The 15,211-nt window shown below is 73.1% G+C and carries 14 protein-coding genes; 9 read left to right on the top strand and 5 right to left on the bottom strand.

The features are described 5' to 3' along the window. Positions 1-20: 20 nt before the first annotated feature. On the bottom strand, positions 21-1,061 hold the full coding sequence (locus E3328_RS10685) for a DHH family phosphoesterase (RefSeq protein ID WP_135364543.1): 1,041 nt from the start codon (positions 1,059-1,061) through the stop codon (positions 21-23). A 149-nt stretch (positions 1,062-1,210) separates the two neighbouring features. Next, positions 1,211-2,521, bottom strand: coding sequence for a hypothetical protein (locus E3328_RS10680; RefSeq protein WP_135364542.1), 1,311 nt, complete (start codon positions 2,519-2,521; stop codon positions 1,211-1,213). Between the two features lie 223 nt (positions 2,522-2,744). Between E3328_RS10680 and E3328_RS10675 the strand changes: the two genes are divergently transcribed. From E3328_RS10675 to E3328_RS10640, 8 genes are all read left to right on the top strand, one after another. Next, positions 2,745-3,752 (top strand): FkbM family methyltransferase, encoded by a 1,008-nt coding sequence (locus E3328_RS10675; RefSeq protein WP_135364541.1) that lies wholly within the window; start codon positions 2,745-2,747, stop codon positions 3,750-3,752. A 249-nt stretch (positions 3,753-4,001) separates the two neighbouring features. Beyond that, on the top strand, positions 4,002-4,850 hold the full coding sequence (gene nadE / locus E3328_RS10670; RefSeq protein WP_246022965.1) for an NAD(+) synthase: 849 nt from the start codon (positions 4,002-4,004) through the stop codon (positions 4,848-4,850). Positions 4,851-5,006: 156 nt separating this feature from the next. Then, positions 5,007-6,023, top strand: a complete 1,017-nt coding sequence (locus E3328_RS10665) for a DUF4129 domain-containing protein (protein WP_135364540.1) — start codon at positions 5,007-5,009, stop codon at positions 6,021-6,023. After that, positions 6,020-6,616, top strand: coding sequence for a DUF7269 family protein (locus E3328_RS10660; RefSeq protein ID WP_135364539.1), 597 nt, complete (start codon positions 6,020-6,022; stop codon positions 6,614-6,616). Before E3328_RS10665 ends, E3328_RS10660 begins: the two co-directional genes overlap by 4 nt. Next, the gene (locus tag E3328_RS10655) at positions 6,609-8,165 is read left to right on the top strand and encodes a DUF58 domain-containing protein (RefSeq protein WP_135364538.1); all 1,557 of its coding nucleotides are present in this window, start codon (positions 6,609-6,611) and stop codon (positions 8,163-8,165) included. The genes E3328_RS10660 and E3328_RS10655 overlap by 8 nt, the downstream gene beginning before the upstream one ends. Then, complete coding sequence (locus E3328_RS10650; protein WP_135364537.1) at positions 8,162-8,665, top strand: DUF7519 family protein; 504 nt, start codon at positions 8,162-8,164, stop codon at positions 8,663-8,665. The genes E3328_RS10655 and E3328_RS10650 overlap by 4 nt, the downstream gene beginning before the upstream one ends. Before the next feature lie 89 nt (positions 8,666-8,754). Continuing rightward, a complete protein-coding gene (locus tag E3328_RS10645; RefSeq protein ID WP_135364536.1) occupies positions 8,755-9,345 on the top strand; it encodes a hypothetical protein in 591 nt (196 codons plus the stop codon). After that, entirely contained in the window at positions 9,342-9,995 is a 654-nt protein-coding gene (locus E3328_RS10640; protein WP_135364535.1) for a DUF2238 domain-containing protein, read from the top strand. Before E3328_RS10645 ends, E3328_RS10640 begins: the two co-directional genes overlap by 4 nt. Before the next feature lies 1 nt (position 9,996). On the opposite strand, the gene E3328_RS10635 is transcribed toward E3328_RS10640, so the two are convergent. The 3 genes from E3328_RS10635 to E3328_RS10625 form a co-directional block, all read right to left on the bottom strand. Beyond that, complete coding sequence (locus tag E3328_RS10635; RefSeq protein ID WP_135364534.1) at positions 9,997-11,574, bottom strand: cryptochrome/photolyase family protein; 1,578 nt, start codon at positions 11,572-11,574, stop codon at positions 9,997-9,999. Between the two features lie 156 nt (positions 11,575-11,730). Further along, a complete protein-coding gene (locus E3328_RS21980; RefSeq protein WP_167837363.1) occupies positions 11,731-12,723 on the bottom strand; it encodes a DUF7972 family membrane protein in 993 nt (330 codons plus the stop codon). Positions 12,724-12,831: 108 nt separating this feature from the next. Then, positions 12,832-13,425: an HdeD family acid-resistance protein gene (locus E3328_RS10625; protein WP_135364533.1), complete on the bottom strand. Its 594-nt coding sequence runs from the start codon at positions 13,423-13,425 to the stop codon at positions 12,832-12,834. Positions 13,426-13,824: 399 nt separating this feature from the next. On the opposite strand from E3328_RS10625, the gene E3328_RS10620 reads away from it, so the two are divergent. Continuing rightward, a complete protein-coding gene (locus E3328_RS10620; RefSeq protein ID WP_135364532.1) occupies positions 13,825-15,150 on the top strand; it encodes a metallophosphoesterase in 1,326 nt (441 codons plus the stop codon). Positions 15,151-15,211: the final 61 nt, after the last annotated feature.

The raw sequence follows: 15,211 nt of genomic DNA, 5'->3' as shown, positions 1-15,211 counted from the left end.
ACCGGCAGCGAGCCGCCCGCTCACCCCGACGAGTCGTCGGACAGCCGGAGTTCCGCGACGAGGCGGTCGCTGACGACCTGTTCGACCATGGCGAGCAGGTGCTCGTCGTCGTCGGTGTAGTCGGCGAAGACGCCGAGCGGGATCTCGCCGCCGGCCATGTCGCGGTGGCCGCCGGCGGTGCCTACGTCGCCGAAGGCGTCGTCGAGCGCGTCGCCGAGGTGGACGCGCGAGTCGACGGTCCGCCCGCTGAGGTGGATCGACCGGCCGACGATGCCGAAGACGATGGCGGTCTCGACGCCCTCCAGCGTCCGGAGGTAGTCGGCGGCCTGCGGGAGGGCGTCCCGCTCGGTCGTCCGGCCGACGTTGGAGATGAGCACCGCGCCGCGGGTCCGGCGGTTCTCGATGGCGGTGGCGATGGCGTCGAGCGTGGCGCCGGTGACCGACGGGCTGGCCAGCTGGCGGAGCAGGTCGGTGTCGGCCCGCTCGTGGAGGTAGCCGGCGGCCTCGTACTCGGCGCGGGTCGTCCCGCGGAGGAACTCCAGGGTCTCCCGGCGGATGGCGAACAGCAGCCCCGTCGCGAGCGCCTCGTCGGGCTCGGCGTCCAGCTCGCGGACGTACTCGGTGAAGATGGTGGCGGTGGCGCCGACCGCCTCGCGGTGGTCGACGAAGCGGGCGTCGATCTCCTCGGCGGGGTGGTGGTCGACGACGATGTCGACCGGCGTCCCCGGGGGGACCCGGTTGTTGCGGCCGGGGACCGAGTGGTCGACGAACGCGAGCAGCGACCCCGCAGGCCGGTCCCGGACTCGCTCGGGGTCGAACCGCTTCAGGTCGATATCGAGCAGGGTGACGAGCGCGCGGTTCTGCTGGTGGGAGATCTCGCCGCTGTAGCAGATGCGTCGCTCGTCGATGCCGGCCGCGGCCGCGAGTCGCCCGAGCGCGAGCGCGCTCGCGAGACAGTCCGGGTCCGGGTTGTTGTGACAGACGACGGTGATCGCCTCGCCCTCCTCGAGGAGGGCGCGGAGCTCCCGGGCCGGCCGCGCGGACGGCGATGACTGGCTCATCCGTCTGGATCGGGCGTCGTAGGGGACCGGCCGGCAAAACGCCCCGGCCGGCACACGCCACGCGGTCGGCCGGTCGCCCCCTCGACGCGCTACCGCCGGAGCGACGACGCGGACGAACGCGGGTCTCTCGCCGCGGGACGGGCGGCGAGCTACGAGCCGCCGGGCGCGAGCCGCGAGAGGTTCCGGTAGACCGGGTACAGCGACGCGTAGACGGGATACGGGAGGTGCCGCGCGACGGTCCGGGCCAGCCGCTCGCTGCGCCGCGGGCCCGCCTCGCTGGCGACCGCGGCCACGTCGACGCCCGCCAGCCACCGGAAGAACTCGGTCGCGCCGTCGACGGGGAACGTCCGGTCGATGTCGACGTGAGCCTGGATGTCCTCCCAGTGGAAGCGGGTGTGCTCGTCCATCACGAACGCCCGACGCTCGAAGGCCGCGCGGATCTCGTCGAACGTCCGCTCGTCGGCCTCGTAGCCGAACTCGTTGGGGTCGAGCCCCGCGAGGACGAGCCCGGCGATCGTCCGGTAGCACTTCTCGCAGTCGTTGCAGTTCCCGCCGGCGTCGTCGTGGATGCAGGTCCGCAGCGGGAACCGCTCGCCCGTCTCCGCGACGTAGCCGGCGATGCGCTCGACCTTCTCCTGGCGGGTGAGCCCGAACCCGTCGTGGTTCCCGCGGCAGTGGCCCCAGCGGACGCGGTCGTCGATCGCCGGGTGCGAGCCCCACGGCTCGTCGAACGCCGCCGTGTGGCTGGCCGCGATGTGGACCGTCCCGAGGCCGAGGGCGTGGGCCAGCGGCGCGCACAGGCCGAGCAGCCCCAGGCCGTGGCCGACCGAGCTGTACCAGGCGCCGTCGACGTAGCGCTTGTAGTGGGCCTGCAACATCGGCGTGTCGAGCACCGAGAGGGCGTTGGACCTGACGTAGCGACAGTCCAGGCCCCGGCGGTCGGCGAACGGTTCGACGTGCTCGCGGAACCCGCGCCAGCGGTCGTCCTCGTCGGGACCGACGACCCACCCCTGGACGCCGATCAGCGTCGGCTCCGCCTCGCGGTGGCGGACGTAGCTGGCGACGGAGTCGACCCCGCCGGTGAACAGCAGGCCGCTGTCGTCGAACGCCTCGGCCGGGTTCTGGTCGGCGGTCGGGACGACCTCGTCCGGCCGGATCTCCCCGGGGTCGACGAACTCGGGGTACATCCGCGCGAGCGTCTCACCCACCTCGTCGAGGGCGTCGAGGAACGCCCCGTCGACCGCCGGCGCCGCCACGTCGGCACCGCTGGCCCAGGCGACCGGCGCGACGTGGGCCAGCGCCGGGATGGCGGCGATCGCGGGCGGCACGTCGGAGACGTCGGCGTCGTAGTCGACGCGGACGGTGTCGCCGGCGAAGAACCGCCGGAGGTCCCGCGACGGCGTGACCTCGCACTCGATAGTCGACCCCTCGACGGTCGGTTCCCCGACGACGACGGTCATCGGCGTCCCCGCCGGCCCGGCTCGCCGCCGGCGCCACGGGGCCGCCTGACCGACTGATTCGCGTACATGCTCGTCGTACCCTTCGACGGTGTGGCGAAATAGTAAGTTCGGCGCTACCCGTCCGCACCGGCCGGTACGGTTTGCTGAACGGAGAACGTAGTCGTATAGAGCGGGTGTAAGCCATATATACTCATACGGACCTGCGCGGTGGACACGACCACAGATGCAGCGGGTGGTCTCCAAGCTACGAACGGCCCTGTCGAACCCGCGTGCGGCGCTGCCGTACGTCAGGTCGCGGCTGCGGGTGGCCCGCGGCCTGGCCGCGCTCTCGCGGTACCGCCTGGCGTCGCTGTACGTCACCGACCTGCTCGGGGGGACCGACCGGTTCCGCACCCGTCTCCGGGACAACGACGAGGAGCGCTACCTCGAACTCGACGTGCTGGACTTCCGGATGCGGGTGGACGCCCTCGACGAGGGGCTGTCCCGCGAGCTGCTGCGCGACGGCGTCAGGGAGCCGCTGGCGACGGAGGCCTACCGGCGGGAGCTCGCTCGACTCGAGGACGACCGCGGGCCGCTGACGGTGGTCGACGTGGGCGCGAACATCGGCTACTTCGCCCTCCAGTACCCGGCGCTGAGCCGGCGCGACGGCGAGGTGATCGCCGTCGAGCCGCTCCCGGACAACGTCGCGCTCCTGGAGGAGAACGTCGCGCTCAACGGGTTCGAGGGGTCGGTGTCGTGTCACCGGTGCGCCGTCGGGTCGTCGTCGACGCGGACGACGATGCACGTCTCCACGCACAGCAACTGGGGCACCGTCGGCGACACGATGGGGATGGACCACTTCGTCGACGAGGTCGAGGTGCCCGTCCGGCGGCTCGACGACCTGCTCCGCGACCGGGGGGTGGCCCTCGACGCCGTCGACGCAGTCCGGATGGACGTGCAGGGCTACGAGTACGAGGTAGTCCGGGGGATGTCGGAGCTGCTCGACCGCGGGGACCTCGGGGTGCTCTTCCTGGAGATCCACCCCTGGTACCTGCGGGAGACCGGCGAGTACGAGGAGTTCCTCGAGACGCTCGACGCGGCCGGCTTCGAGCCGGTCTTCGTCGCCGACGGCCGCACCGGCGTCCTCCGCTCGGAGAAGGCGAGCTACACCGAGCGGGAACTCGACGTCGACAGCCTCGACGAGCTGCGGTCGGTCGAGTTCACCACCGAGGTCGTCCTCCGGCGGGACTGAGCGTCGAAGCGGTCGCTCCCCGTGGAGACCAACCGGCGGTAGGGACACGCTATCCCGCCGGGAACCAGCCCAACGCTCCCACCCAGGCGACCAGCGTGCGGTGGACCGTGTATAAGGAGTATCAGGGGTGCAGGGGTTCCATAATAGGTATGTAGGTAACCGCTAAGGGCGGTCGGCGGCGCGGATCGAGTGTGACCGACCGACGCCACGCGAACGACGCGAACCGACCGACGCCGGCGGTGGTACGCCGTGAGTGACGCGGCCAGGCACCCGCGCGTGCTGGACCTGCCCCGCGACGAGACCGGGCTGGCGACGACGGCCGTCGCGCTCAGGCGGCTCCAGGAGCTGCTGCCGGAGTTTCTCGTCGACCTGGTCGCCGACGCCGACGCCGAGGGGCTGGTCGTGCCGCTGGACGGCGGGGTCGCAACCGCGACGGCGGCGGCGCTGGCCGTCGACGCGGTCGGCGCCGACGACGTGCTCGGGCTCGCGATGCCGGCGGGGCTGACCGACGAGGCGACCGCCCGGACCGCCGAGACGGTCGCGGAGATGCTGGGGATCGACCACCGGCGGCTGCAGCTGCAGCCCGTGCTCGCGGCCTTCCAGGAGACGGTCGGCGCGGCGGGCGGCCCCGCCGACGACCTGGTCGCGGCGGACAACGCCGTCGAGCGCTTCCGGACGGCGACGGCCTACTACTTCGCCAACCGCCGGGGGGCGCTCGTCGTGGGGCCGGTCGACCGCACGGCCCGGCTGCTCGGGTCGGCGACGAAGTACGGCGAGACCGGCGTCGACTGCCTCCTGTTCGGCGACCTCTACCGGACGGAGGTGCGCGCGCTCGCCGGGGCGATGGACCTGCCGGTCGACGTGCTCGACGGCGAGGACCGCGCGCCGCCGGGCGACGCGACCGACACGGAGCGACTCGACGTCGACGCCGAGACGGTCGACCGGGCGCTGCGCCTGCACGTCGACGAGGGGCGGGAGCCGCGGGCGGTCGCCGACCGCCTGGGGATCGACCGCTCGGTCGTGACCCGGCTGCAGGAGTGGTGCGCGGCGACGCGACACAAGCGACACATGCCGCCCAAACCGTCGACGAACCGCTGAGCGGACCGCTGGGCCGCGGCGGACGACGGCGGGTCGGCGGGCGCGACCCGTCGGACCGCGGCCGACGCCGGCGGGTCGGGGCCGGCGCTCGTCGAACCGGCCGTCACCGGTCGCCGCGCCCGGTACCCCTAAGGGTCGGAATCCACTAGAGCGGGTGTGGATCCGTCACGTCTGAGTCCCCGGACGGTCGCCCTCGCGGTCCTGTGCGTCGCGGTGATCGCCTTCGCCGCGGCGACGCTGGACTCGACGACGAACCCGGACCCGTCGGCCGGCGCCGGCTACACCGGCCCGGTCGACGAGCTGGGCGGCGACCGCACCCCCGCCGAGGAGTCGACCGGCGACAGCAGGAGCCGGTCGAACTCGCCGCTGGACCTCGACTTCGACTTCGAGGAGGGGACGCCGTTCCAGCTCTGCCAGCCGTGGCTCAAACAGCCGCTCGTCCAGCTGCTGTTGCTGTTCGGGGTCTTCGGGGTGTTCTCCGTCGGGCGCTGGCTCGACGACGCGGCGACGGGGCTGGCCGCCGTCTTCGTGGTCGGCTACCCCGGCTTCTTCCTCTACCTGCTCTTCACGACCTGCCGGACGGACCCGGGGCTGCTCTCGCTGGCCGACGGCGGGCGGCCCGCACAGGAGGGCGGCGGGCTGTTCGGCGGCCAGAGCACGGTCGCGGCGCCGTCGTTCTCGACGGCCGCGCTGCTGGTGCTCGTGGTCGCCACGCTGGTCGCCGTCGCCGCGCTGGTGCTGACCGGCAACCACGACCAGCGCGAGGAGTACGAGTCCGGCGGCGAGGACGAGGACCCCGAGCCGGAACCGTCGGCGGACGTGCGGGCGGTCGGCGCGGCCGCGGGGCGGGCGGCCGACCGCATCGAGGAGACCGACGAGTTCGAGAACGAGGTCTACCGGGCGTGGGCGGCGATGACCGAGCACCTCGCGGTCGACCGGCCGGAGTCGAGCACGCCCGCGGAGTTCGCGACGGCCGCGACGGCCGCGGGGATGGACCCGGCGGACGTGGCCCGGCTCACCGACATCTTCGAGGAGGTGCGCTACGGAGGGGCGGAACCGACCGCCGATCGCGAGCGGGCGGCCGTCGAGACGCTGCGGCGGATCGAGGCGACCTACGCCGACGCGGACGCCGGCGGTGACGCGGACGCCGGCGGGAGGGGCGACGGCGGATGAGCCGGAGCGTCACGGCGACGCTGGGGGTGATCCTGGGGGTCGTCGGGCTCGCCGCGCTCGCCGTCCCACAGATCACGACGCCGCTGCCGACCGGCGACCCGTTCGTCCTGGTCGTCGGGCTGGTCCTCCTCCTGGGGGCGGTGGCGCAGGTCCAGCGCCGGCGCCACACCGACCTCGACTACGCGGAGACGCCGGACGCGGAGCTGGCCGTCGACCTGCCGACGCCGGGCGACGACCTGGACCGGCGGCTCGGCCGGCTGCGGCTGACGCGGTTCAACGAGTCCGAGCGCCGCCGCATCAGCGACGAGATCGGCGACGTGGCCGCGGAGACGATCCGCCGGCGCGAGCGCTGCTCGCCGGAGGAGGCCCGGCGGGCGCTCGACGAGGGGACCTGGACGGACGACCCGTTCGCGGCCGCCTTCTTCACCGGCCGGGTACCGGAGGCGCCGACGACCGACCGCCTGCGCGAGCTGCTCGACCGGGAGTCGCCGTTCAAGCGCCGCGCCGTCCGGGCGGTCGACGCCATCGAGCGGCTGCTGGAGTCCGACGACCGGCGGGACGCCGGCGAGCGAACGGGGGACGACGATGAGTGAGGACGAGCCCGGACGGCCGGACGGCGAGCGGCCGGATCCGGAGGACTGGGACCCCGAGCGGGCGGCCCCGGAGCGGCCGGACGGCGGCCGTGCGGTGATGGACGAGGCCGGCGAGCCGTCGGTCGACGCTGGCGACGGGACCGAGTCGCCGTCGGCGGGAGCGGGCGGAAGGGACGGAGCGGGGGCGGAGACGGGAACGGCGGCCGCGGCGACAGCCGGGGGAGCGGCGGGCGCGGACGCGGAGACGCCGGGGCCCTCGGCGGTGTCGGTCCGCTCCTCGCGGGTCCGCTCGACGAACCACTGGGTGGGGTTCGCGGCGCTGGTCTTCTGCTCGGCCGGGCTGGGCGCGCTCGTCCGCTCGCGGCCGCTCATGCTCGCGGCCGTCGCCGGCGTCGGCTACCTCGCGTACGCGAACACGACGGAGGCGCCCGAGCCGGCGCTGGCCGTCGAGCGGCGCCTCTCCGAGGACGAGCCCGAGCCGGGCGACCGTGTGGAGGTGACGGTCGTCGTCGAGAACGTCGGCGAGGCGGTCCTGCCGGACCTGCGGGTCGTCGAGCAGGTGCCGGAGGCGCTGGCGGTCACCGACGGGCCGGCGCGGGCGGCGACCGCGCTCCGGCCTGGCTCGCGGATGACGTTCTCCTACGAGGTGCTCGCGCGGCGGGGCGCCTACCGCTTCGAGGGGCTGACCGTGCTCGCGCGCAACGCCAGCGGCAGCCGCGAGCGCGAGCTCGACGTCGAGACGGAACGGGCGGCGATCACCTGCCTGGCGCCGGTCGACGCGACGGACACGGTCCCGCTGCGGGGGCTCACCTCGCCGTACACGGGTCGGGTCCCGACGGACTCCTCCGGCGAGGGCACGGAGTTCGCGTCGCTGCGGGAGTACCAGCACGGCGACCCCCTCTCGCGGATCGACTGGAACACCTACGCCCGCGACCGGACGCTGACGACCATGGAGTTCCGCGAGGAGCGCATGGCGACGGTGGTCGTCGTCCTCGACCTGCGGCCGGAGGCGTACCTCCAGACCGGCGACGACGGGCCCCACGCGGTCGACCGCGGCATCGACGCCGCCCGGCGGGTGTTCAACTCGCTGCTGGACACGGGCGACCGCGTCGGGATCGCGGCGTTTTCGGCCGAGAGCGTCTGGCTGTCGCCGGGGTCGGGGCCGACCCACCGCGCCCGCGCCCGGGAGCTGCTGTCGACCCACCCGGCGCTGTCGCCGCTGCCGCCCGACGGGCGGGTGTACGTCCGGCTCCGGCTGCGCCGGCTGTCCCAGCGGCTCGACGACGACGCCCAGGTCGTGTTCGTCTCGCCGATGCCCGACGACACGAGCGCGGTGATCGCCCGCTCGCTGCACGCCCGGGGCCACGCCGTCACCGTGCTCAGCCCGGACCCGACGGCGTCGGACACGCCGGGGCGGCGGCTGGCGGCCGTCGACCGGTCGAACCGGCTGAACGACCTGCGGGGCAGCGACGTGCGGGTCGTCGACTGGGGCGGCGACGAGCGGCTGGCCGAGGCGCTCGAACGCGCGCGCAGGCGGTGGTCCGGATGAGCGGGACGGAGGTCACCCGCCGCCCGGGCCGGCACTCGCTGGTCGTCTCGGGCGTCGCGGGCGCGACGGCGGCGGCGATGGCGCTGGTCGCGAGCGCCGCGGGCGCGGCCGTGGCGGCGCTCGGGACGGCCGTGTTGCTCGCGGGAGTTCGGCGGGCGAACCACCGCGCCGTCGACGCCGGCGGGGCCGTCGCGTTCGTCGGCGTCGCGCTCGCGGCGCTGTCGGAGGCGCCCGCGGCCGCGGTCCTGTTCGGGACGGTCGCCGCCGTCGTCGCCTGGGACGCCGCCACCAACGCCGTCTCGCTGGGCCGCCAGCTCGGCGCCGAGGCCGACACAGTCCGCGCCGAGAACCTCCACGCGATGGTCGGCGCCGTCGTCGGCCTCGTCACCGCGGCCTTCGGCCTCGTCCTCTTCGCGGTCGGCCCGACCGGCCAGCCCGTCACCACGGTGTTCGTCCTCCTGATCGCCGCGACGCTGCTCGTCGTCGCGCTGAACCGGTAGCCGGACGCCCGTCCGAAACGTCGAACCGTCGCGCTCGACCCGGCAGGTTCCGGCCGCCGGCTTTTGCCCCCCGACCGCCAACAGCCCGCATGACACGACTCCGTTCGCTCCGCCAGGGTGAGCGAGCGAACGCCGCGCTCGCGTGGCTGCTGGCGGGCGCGCTGGTCGCGGTGGCGGTCGCGAGCGCGCTCGCTGGCGACCTCGCGTGGGCGCTGCTCGCCCTCGCGCTCGCGGTGCCGGTCGCGGCGCCCGCGGTAGCCGCCCGCGACCCGACGGCCACGGTCCCGTGGCCGCTGGCGCTGACGGCTGTCGCCGCGGTCGCCGGCCCGTGGGTCGGCCTCCCGTCCGAACTCGCTGGATATCTCGCGGTCGCGGCGTTCGCGACGCTCGCGGTCGTCGACCTGGTCGCGTTCACGAGCGTCGACCTGAGCCGGCGGTTCGCGGCCGTCTCGGTCGCGCTGACGACCATGGCCGCCCAGGCGGTCTGGAGCGTCGCGCAGTTCTACTCGGACGTGTGGCTCGGGACGGCCTACATCCCCTCGAAGGCCGAACTGCAGTGGGACTTCGTCGCCGCGACCGCCGTCGCGGCCGCCGCCGCCGGTGCGTTCCTGTGGTACGCCGGCCGGTTCGAACGCGCGGGACCCCGCGGGGACCCGCCGCGTCGGACGGGGGCACCATGACGCTCGGCGAGGCTGTCGGACTCTCGGACGGTCAGGAGCGGCTGCTGACGCGTGGGTTGCAGGCGGCGCTGGCGGCGCTGGCGGCCTACGGGGTTGCGACGGGCAGCTGGGGGACGGCCGTCAACGGCGCGGCCGCGCTGGCGGCCACGTTCCTCCCGGCGCTGATCCGCCGGGAGTACGGCTACGCGATGGACCCGGGGCTGGTGCTGTGGATCGCCGTCGCCGTCTTCCTCAACGCCCTCGGGTTCGCGGGGCTGTACGAGCAGTACCAGTGGTACGACGAGATCACCCACACCGTCTCGGGGACGATCATCGCGGGGATCGGGTACGCGTCGTTCCGGGCGGTCGAGGAACACTCCGGCGAGGTCGACGCGCCGCCTGCCTTCCGGGCGGCGTTCGTCGTCGTCTTCGTGCTCGCGGCCGGCGTGGTCTGGGAGCTGCTGGAGTTCGCGTCCGAACAGCTCGCGGGCGCTCTCGGTGCCGACGCGCCGCTGGTCGTCTACGGGGTCGACGACATCGTGACCGACATGATATTCAACGGGGTCGGCGGACTGGTCGTCGCGCTGTGGGGCAGCGACTACGTCGGCGGGTTCACCGGCTTCCTCCGGGACCGGCTCGGCGGGGGCGAGGACCCCCCGGCCGACGGGTGAGCTACAGGTCGCCCTCTCCTTCCATCGTGCGGAGTTCGCTGACGCGCTGGTAGACCTCGTCCATCTCGCAGTCCTCGCGCTTGTCGTCGACGTGGCCGTAGACGAGGCCCATGCGGTGGTTGCTCCGCAGCTCGTCCTCGTTGCGCGCGAGGAAGTCCCAGTACAGCGCGTTCAGCGGGCAGGCGCCCCTCCCGGTGGTCCGGTCGGGGTCGTAGGCGCAGCCCTCGCAGTAGTCGCTCATCCGGTCGACGTAGTTGGCGGAGGCGACGTACGGCTTGGTGGCGAAGACGCCCGAGCCGTAGGCCCCCATCTCGACGACGTTGGGCGTGGTCACCCAGTGGTAGGCGTCGACGTAGGCCGCGTGGAACCACTCGTTGAGGGCGGCGGGGTCGACCCCCCACAGCGTCGCGAAGTTCGAGAGCACCATCAGCCGCTGGATGTGATGCGAGTAGCCGCGCTCGCGTACGTCGCCGACGCTGCCGCCGACGCAGGCCATGTCGGTGTCGCCGCTCCAGAACAGGTCGGGCAGCGACCGGTCGGCGCCCAGCCGGTTCGCCTCGGCGAGGTCGGGCATCGTCCGCTCGTAGACGTGGCGCACGAACTCCCGCCAGCCGAGGAACTGGCGGACCGCCCCCTCCGCGGAGTTGAGCGGCACGTCCTCGCGGGACTCGTAGGCGTCCTCGATGGCGGTGACCGCTTCCCAGGGGTGGACGAGCCCGACGTTGACCGCCGGCGAGAGCAGGGCGTGGGCCATCGCCGGGTCGTCGGCCCGCATCGCGTCCTGGTAGGGGCCGAACTCGGGGAGCCGTTCGGCGACGAACTGATCGAGGGCGGCCAGCGCGTCCGCCCGGGTGACCGGCCAGGCGAAGCCCTCGGTCGACCCCCAGGTGTCGAACTCGTCGGCGACCCACGCGGCGACTTCGCGCGTGAGGTCGTCGCGTTCGGGCTCGTAGACCGGCGGCGCCTCCCAGTCGTCCGGCGGGAACTCGCGGTTGTCCTCGTCGAAGTTCCACTCGCCGCCGACGGGCTCGCCGTCCGCCATCAGGACGCCGCTCTCGCGGCGCATCCACCGGTAGAAGTCCTCGTGACGGAACTGGTCGCTCTCGCCCTCGCCGTCGGTCCACTCGTCGAAGGCCTCGGGGGTCGAGCAGAACAGCTCGTTGGTGACCAGTTCGAGGTCGCCGCCGGCGGCCTCGACGAGGTCGCGGAAGCGGTCGCCGCTGCGGTGGCTCGGCGAGCGCATCGCGACGAGCGTGTCGTCGGGGTGGCGGTCGAAGTACGTCGCCAGGCCCTCGCGGAACGTCTCGGCCCGCACGTACTCGACCTCGTAGCCGGCCTCGCGGAGTCCGTCCCGGAAGTGGCGCATCGCGGCGAAGACGAGCGTGAGCTTGTGGTGGTGGTAGGGCTTGCGCCGGGCGAACCCGCGGGCCTCGATCATGCAGACGCGCGACCCCTCGGGGGCGCGGTCGAGCGGGCCGACCCCGGGGTGGAGGTGGGTCCCGAGGACCCAGGGGACCCGGTCCGGGTCGTCCGTGTCGTACTCGTCGGGGGTGCCGACGACCGGGCGTGGCTGTGTCATGGCGGAGGGGGAGCCGATAGTTGCTCTAGCGGGACTCACATCATAGAGGCGGTACCCACACAGTTCGATCCCCGGCGGTCGACCGTGTGGGCTCCGCGACTGCGGGCCCACGCCGCAGGTCTCCGGGCCGCAGGTCCGCAGGCCGCGGGTCGCCGCTCACCCGTCGGTGATGAAGGAGTTGCGCAGCGGCGGGTAGCTCATCAGCGTCGACAGCCGGAGCATGTACGACAGCAGGAAGGCCAGCGGGCTGAACACGAGGGCGCCGAGGAGGGCGAACCCGAGGGCCGTCTCCACGTCCGACAGCGACTCCTCGACCGGACCCGCGTACCCGAGCATCACCAGCGAAGCGGCGAGCACGGCGACGAAGCCGACGTACAGCAGCAGCCGCGAGAGGGTCGCGATCTCCTTTTGCCCGTACAGCGTCTTCGCGTACTGGCGGGTGACGTTGAACAGCCGCAGCGTCTCCTGGAGCCGGTCGAACGGCTCGTCCGGCGCCCCCTCGCCGCAGTCGTGTTCGAGGTACTGGACGGTCTCGACGAGCCAGGCGCTGTTGACGCGCATCAGCGCCGCCAGCAGGTCGTAGGAGCCGAACTCCGACGCGTCGACCTCCCGCAGGACGCCCTCGGTGCTCTCGACGACCTCGTCGCGGAGGAGGTCGCCGCGTCGCGCCAGGTCCGGGTCGCCCGTGTCGGCGGCCGCCTCGGCGACGGCGTCGGCGCCCGCCCGGAGCGTCTCGACGAGCGTCCGGACGAACGCCGACGGCTGGGGCGGGATCAGCCCGATGTCGGCCTGGGTCTTGAGGTCGTCGCGGAGCTGTCTGATGCCCTCGTCGCGGCCGCGGAGCTCGTGGGGTTTGCCGAACTCCCGGGAGAGGACGAGCTGGTTGATCGTGATAGTGATCGGGACGAGCGTCAGGTTGCCGGAGATCAGGACGCTCAACAGCAGCGTCGCCGGGTCGTCGGAGCCGGGGTCGACGAGGCCGCTCAGGCCCGAGACGAGGAACGCGGCGAACGCGACGGCGACGAACAGGCCGGCGACGAGCCACCGGTTCGCGTCGAGCAGGAGCCAGCGGTTCGCCGACGAGTGGACGATCCCCTCCGGGAGGGGGCTCGTCGTCGACGCCTCGACGGAGTGGTCGGAGTGACTCACGGGCGGACTTGCGGCCCGACCGGCGAAAGCGGCCGCCCTGAAACTGCCACCGGACGGGCCGGCGCTCGACCGCCGCGGTCGGCCGTGGCGGTCCGCCCGGGTGTCCGTTCACCCGCTCCGGGGCTCGCCCGCCGACCGGCCGCTCGCGACGCCACTCCGGCGGCCCGCGTAGCCGACGTACGTCAGCAGGAGTCCGGTCGACAGCAGGTGGATCCCCGTGAGCAGTCCGACCGCCCACGCGGCCGTGCTCGGGAACCCCGCCCAGAGCAGGGCCGCCAGCAGCACCGAGACGGTCCCGCTCACGACGTACCAGGGCCAGCTGGGGTCGGACCGCGTCCCGAGCCCCATCGCGACCTCGATGACGCCCTCGATCGCGAAGTAGGCGATGAGCAGGATCGTCACCGTCGCCAGGCCGAGGACCGGATTGACCAGCAACGAGATCCCCGCGGCCGCGTAGAGGGCCGCGAGCGCGACCTGCCAGACCGTCCCGGTGGCTCCCTCGGCCGAAAACGCGTTGACGGCGTGTCCGAGCCCGCCGACGACGAGCAGCGCACCGAGCAGGATCGAGATCGCCACGCCGGTGACGAACGGCGCGGCGATCGCGAGCAGCCCGAGGAGGGTGATCAGGAGACCGGCGCCCATCAGGTAGCGCCAGCTCCGCCGTACGTCCGCCGAGACCGCCGAGGAACTGTCTGTGCTCATCGTCTCTCGGTCGAGCCTACGTCGACGCACGGCATAACCGTATTCGTGATGTTGTGTTGATATTGATACTGTCACACACAGTGTTGCGGACAGTTGAATAGGTCTACCGTGGAACGAGGGAGCTTACTCGACCGTCGGCGGGTCCGGTCGGCGGCAGGCGGGGGTCGCGGCGCGCCGAATTCGGACCGGCCGATGGTCCGTCTCGGCCGCTGGTCGCGGGGCTGGCCACGGACCCGCTTCCAGGTGGGAACAACCGACTTGCCGGCGCCGGCCCTCTCCCGGAAACGAGATGAGGCGGGGACGGTCGCCACCGGCGAGTTCCGCGGTGGTCCGGCGGTGGGCGGGCGCAGCCGTCGGAGACGGCGTTCGTTCGGCGGCCGAGCGGAGGGGCGCGGGCGAGTGACCGACGCGTACTACCTCGTCAGCGACCTCCACATCGGCGGCGACGAGCAGTTGCGCCACGTCGACTTCCGCGAGGAGCTGATCGGCTTTCTCCGGGAGCTGGAGCGGGGCGACGAGGACGCGGAGCTGCTGATCAACGGCGACGCGTTCGGGCTGTGGGAGTTCACGGAGGTCGACGGACCGGCGAAGCTCGACGCGCTGGTCGCCGACTATCCGGACCTGTTCGCACAGCTGCGGGCGACCGGCGAGCGGATCCCGATCACGCTCATCCCGGGCAACCACGACTACGAACTCGCCGCCCACGACGAGTACGTCGAGCGCCTCGCCGAGTACAACGTGACGCTCGACCAGTCGGTGTCGATCACCCGCGACCTCGGCGATTCCGTCGTCCACGTCGAACACGGGATGCAGGAGGACCCGAACAACCGGATCCCCGACTTCGGGAACCCCTACGCGAACCCGCCGGGCTACTTCGTGAACCGACAGATCACGAGCCGCGCCGGGCGGCTCTCGGACCGGGGCAAGTACAACTGGCTCAGGGACATCCAGGCGGTGACGCCGATGACCCAGATCCCTGACTGGCTCGTCTCCAACTACTTCTACCGGGAGATGAGCGCCTGGCTGCGGTTCGTTGTCCTCCCGTTCCTGCTCCTGTTCAACGCGGCGCTGTGGTACGTCGGGGTCGTCGCCCTCGACGCGACCGGGATCTGGTCGCTCCCCATGACCCTCGTGCAGGACGCGCTCGCGCTGTTCGGCCCGGTCGGGTATCTGGTCGACATCGTCCTCGCGGCCAACCTGGTGCTCGTCGGTCTGCTCGCCGCGGTCGCCGTCCCGCTGTACGTCTTCTTCAGGGACGTTCGGAAGACGCTCCGGCGGTTCGGGCTCGTCCGCGAGGGCGACGGCGAGGACCCCGTCGAGAAGTACCTCGACCGGGCGAGGGAGGTCTTTCGGACCGACCCCGCCGTCGCCGTGTACGTCTACGGTCACACCCACCGGCCGTCGACGACCGCGATGGACGGTCGGCTCGTGATCAACACCGGCACCTGGCTCAAGCGCCTCCATCGCGTCGATCCCCCCGTCGGCCTGCTCCCACCTGTGTACTACTCGTCGTACCGGCTCAACTACTTCCGGCTCACCGCGGCCGACGACGGGGGCGTCCGCGTCGACTACGAGGTGATCGACAAACCGGACCCCGACGACGAGACGCTCCTCCAGCGACTGCTCACCCGCCCGCCGGACCCCGAGGAGCCGATCCCGGAGACGACCGTCGTCGACCCGCCCGGCCCGCCCGACGCGCGAGTGTCCGAACCCGCCGAGGAGTGAGCGCCTGCGCGGACCGGTCACCGCCGCGACCGACTCGGTCCGGGCGACCGACCTATACCTG

Origin of the sequence: Halosimplex halophilum (assembly GCF_004698125.1) — an archaeon.
Lineage (GTDB): Archaea > Halobacteriota > Halobacteria > Halobacteriales > Haloarculaceae > Halosimplex > Halosimplex halophilum.
Note: the sequence above shows the minus strand (reverse complement) of the source record. Positions and strands in the feature narration are given on the sequence as shown.

Bases quoted from the DNA above. Each gene is read 5' to 3' on its own strand.
- E3328_RS10685 (WP_135364543.1), bottom strand. From the start codon at position 1,061: ATGAGCCAGTCATCGCCGTCCGCGCGGCCGGCCCGGGAGCTCCGCGCC.
- E3328_RS10680 (WP_135364542.1), bottom strand. From the start codon at position 2,521: ATGACCGTCGTCGTCGGGGAACCGACCGTCGAGGGGTCGACTATCGAG.
- E3328_RS10675 (WP_135364541.1), top strand. From the start codon at position 2,745: ATGCAGCGGGTGGTCTCCAAGCTACGAACGGCCCTGTCGAACCCGCGT.
- E3328_RS10660 (WP_135364539.1), top strand. From the start codon at position 6,020: ATGAGCCGGAGCGTCACGGCGACGCTGGGGGTGATCCTGGGGGTCGTC.
- E3328_RS10655 (WP_135364538.1), top strand. From the start codon at position 6,609: ATGAGTGAGGACGAGCCCGGACGGCCGGACGGCGAGCGGCCGGATCCG.
- E3328_RS10650 (WP_135364537.1), top strand. From the start codon at position 8,162: ATGAGCGGGACGGAGGTCACCCGCCGCCCGGGCCGGCACTCGCTGGTC.
- E3328_RS10645 (WP_135364536.1), top strand. From the start codon at position 8,755: ATGACACGACTCCGTTCGCTCCGCCAGGGTGAGCGAGCGAACGCCGCG.
- E3328_RS10640 (WP_135364535.1), top strand. From the start codon at position 9,342: ATGACGCTCGGCGAGGCTGTCGGACTCTCGGACGGTCAGGAGCGGCTG.
- E3328_RS10635 (WP_135364534.1), bottom strand. From the start codon at position 11,574: ATGACACAGCCACGCCCGGTCGTCGGCACCCCCGACGAGTACGACACG.
- E3328_RS10625 (WP_135364533.1), bottom strand. From the start codon at position 13,425: ATGAGCACAGACAGTTCCTCGGCGGTCTCGGCGGACGTACGGCGGAGC.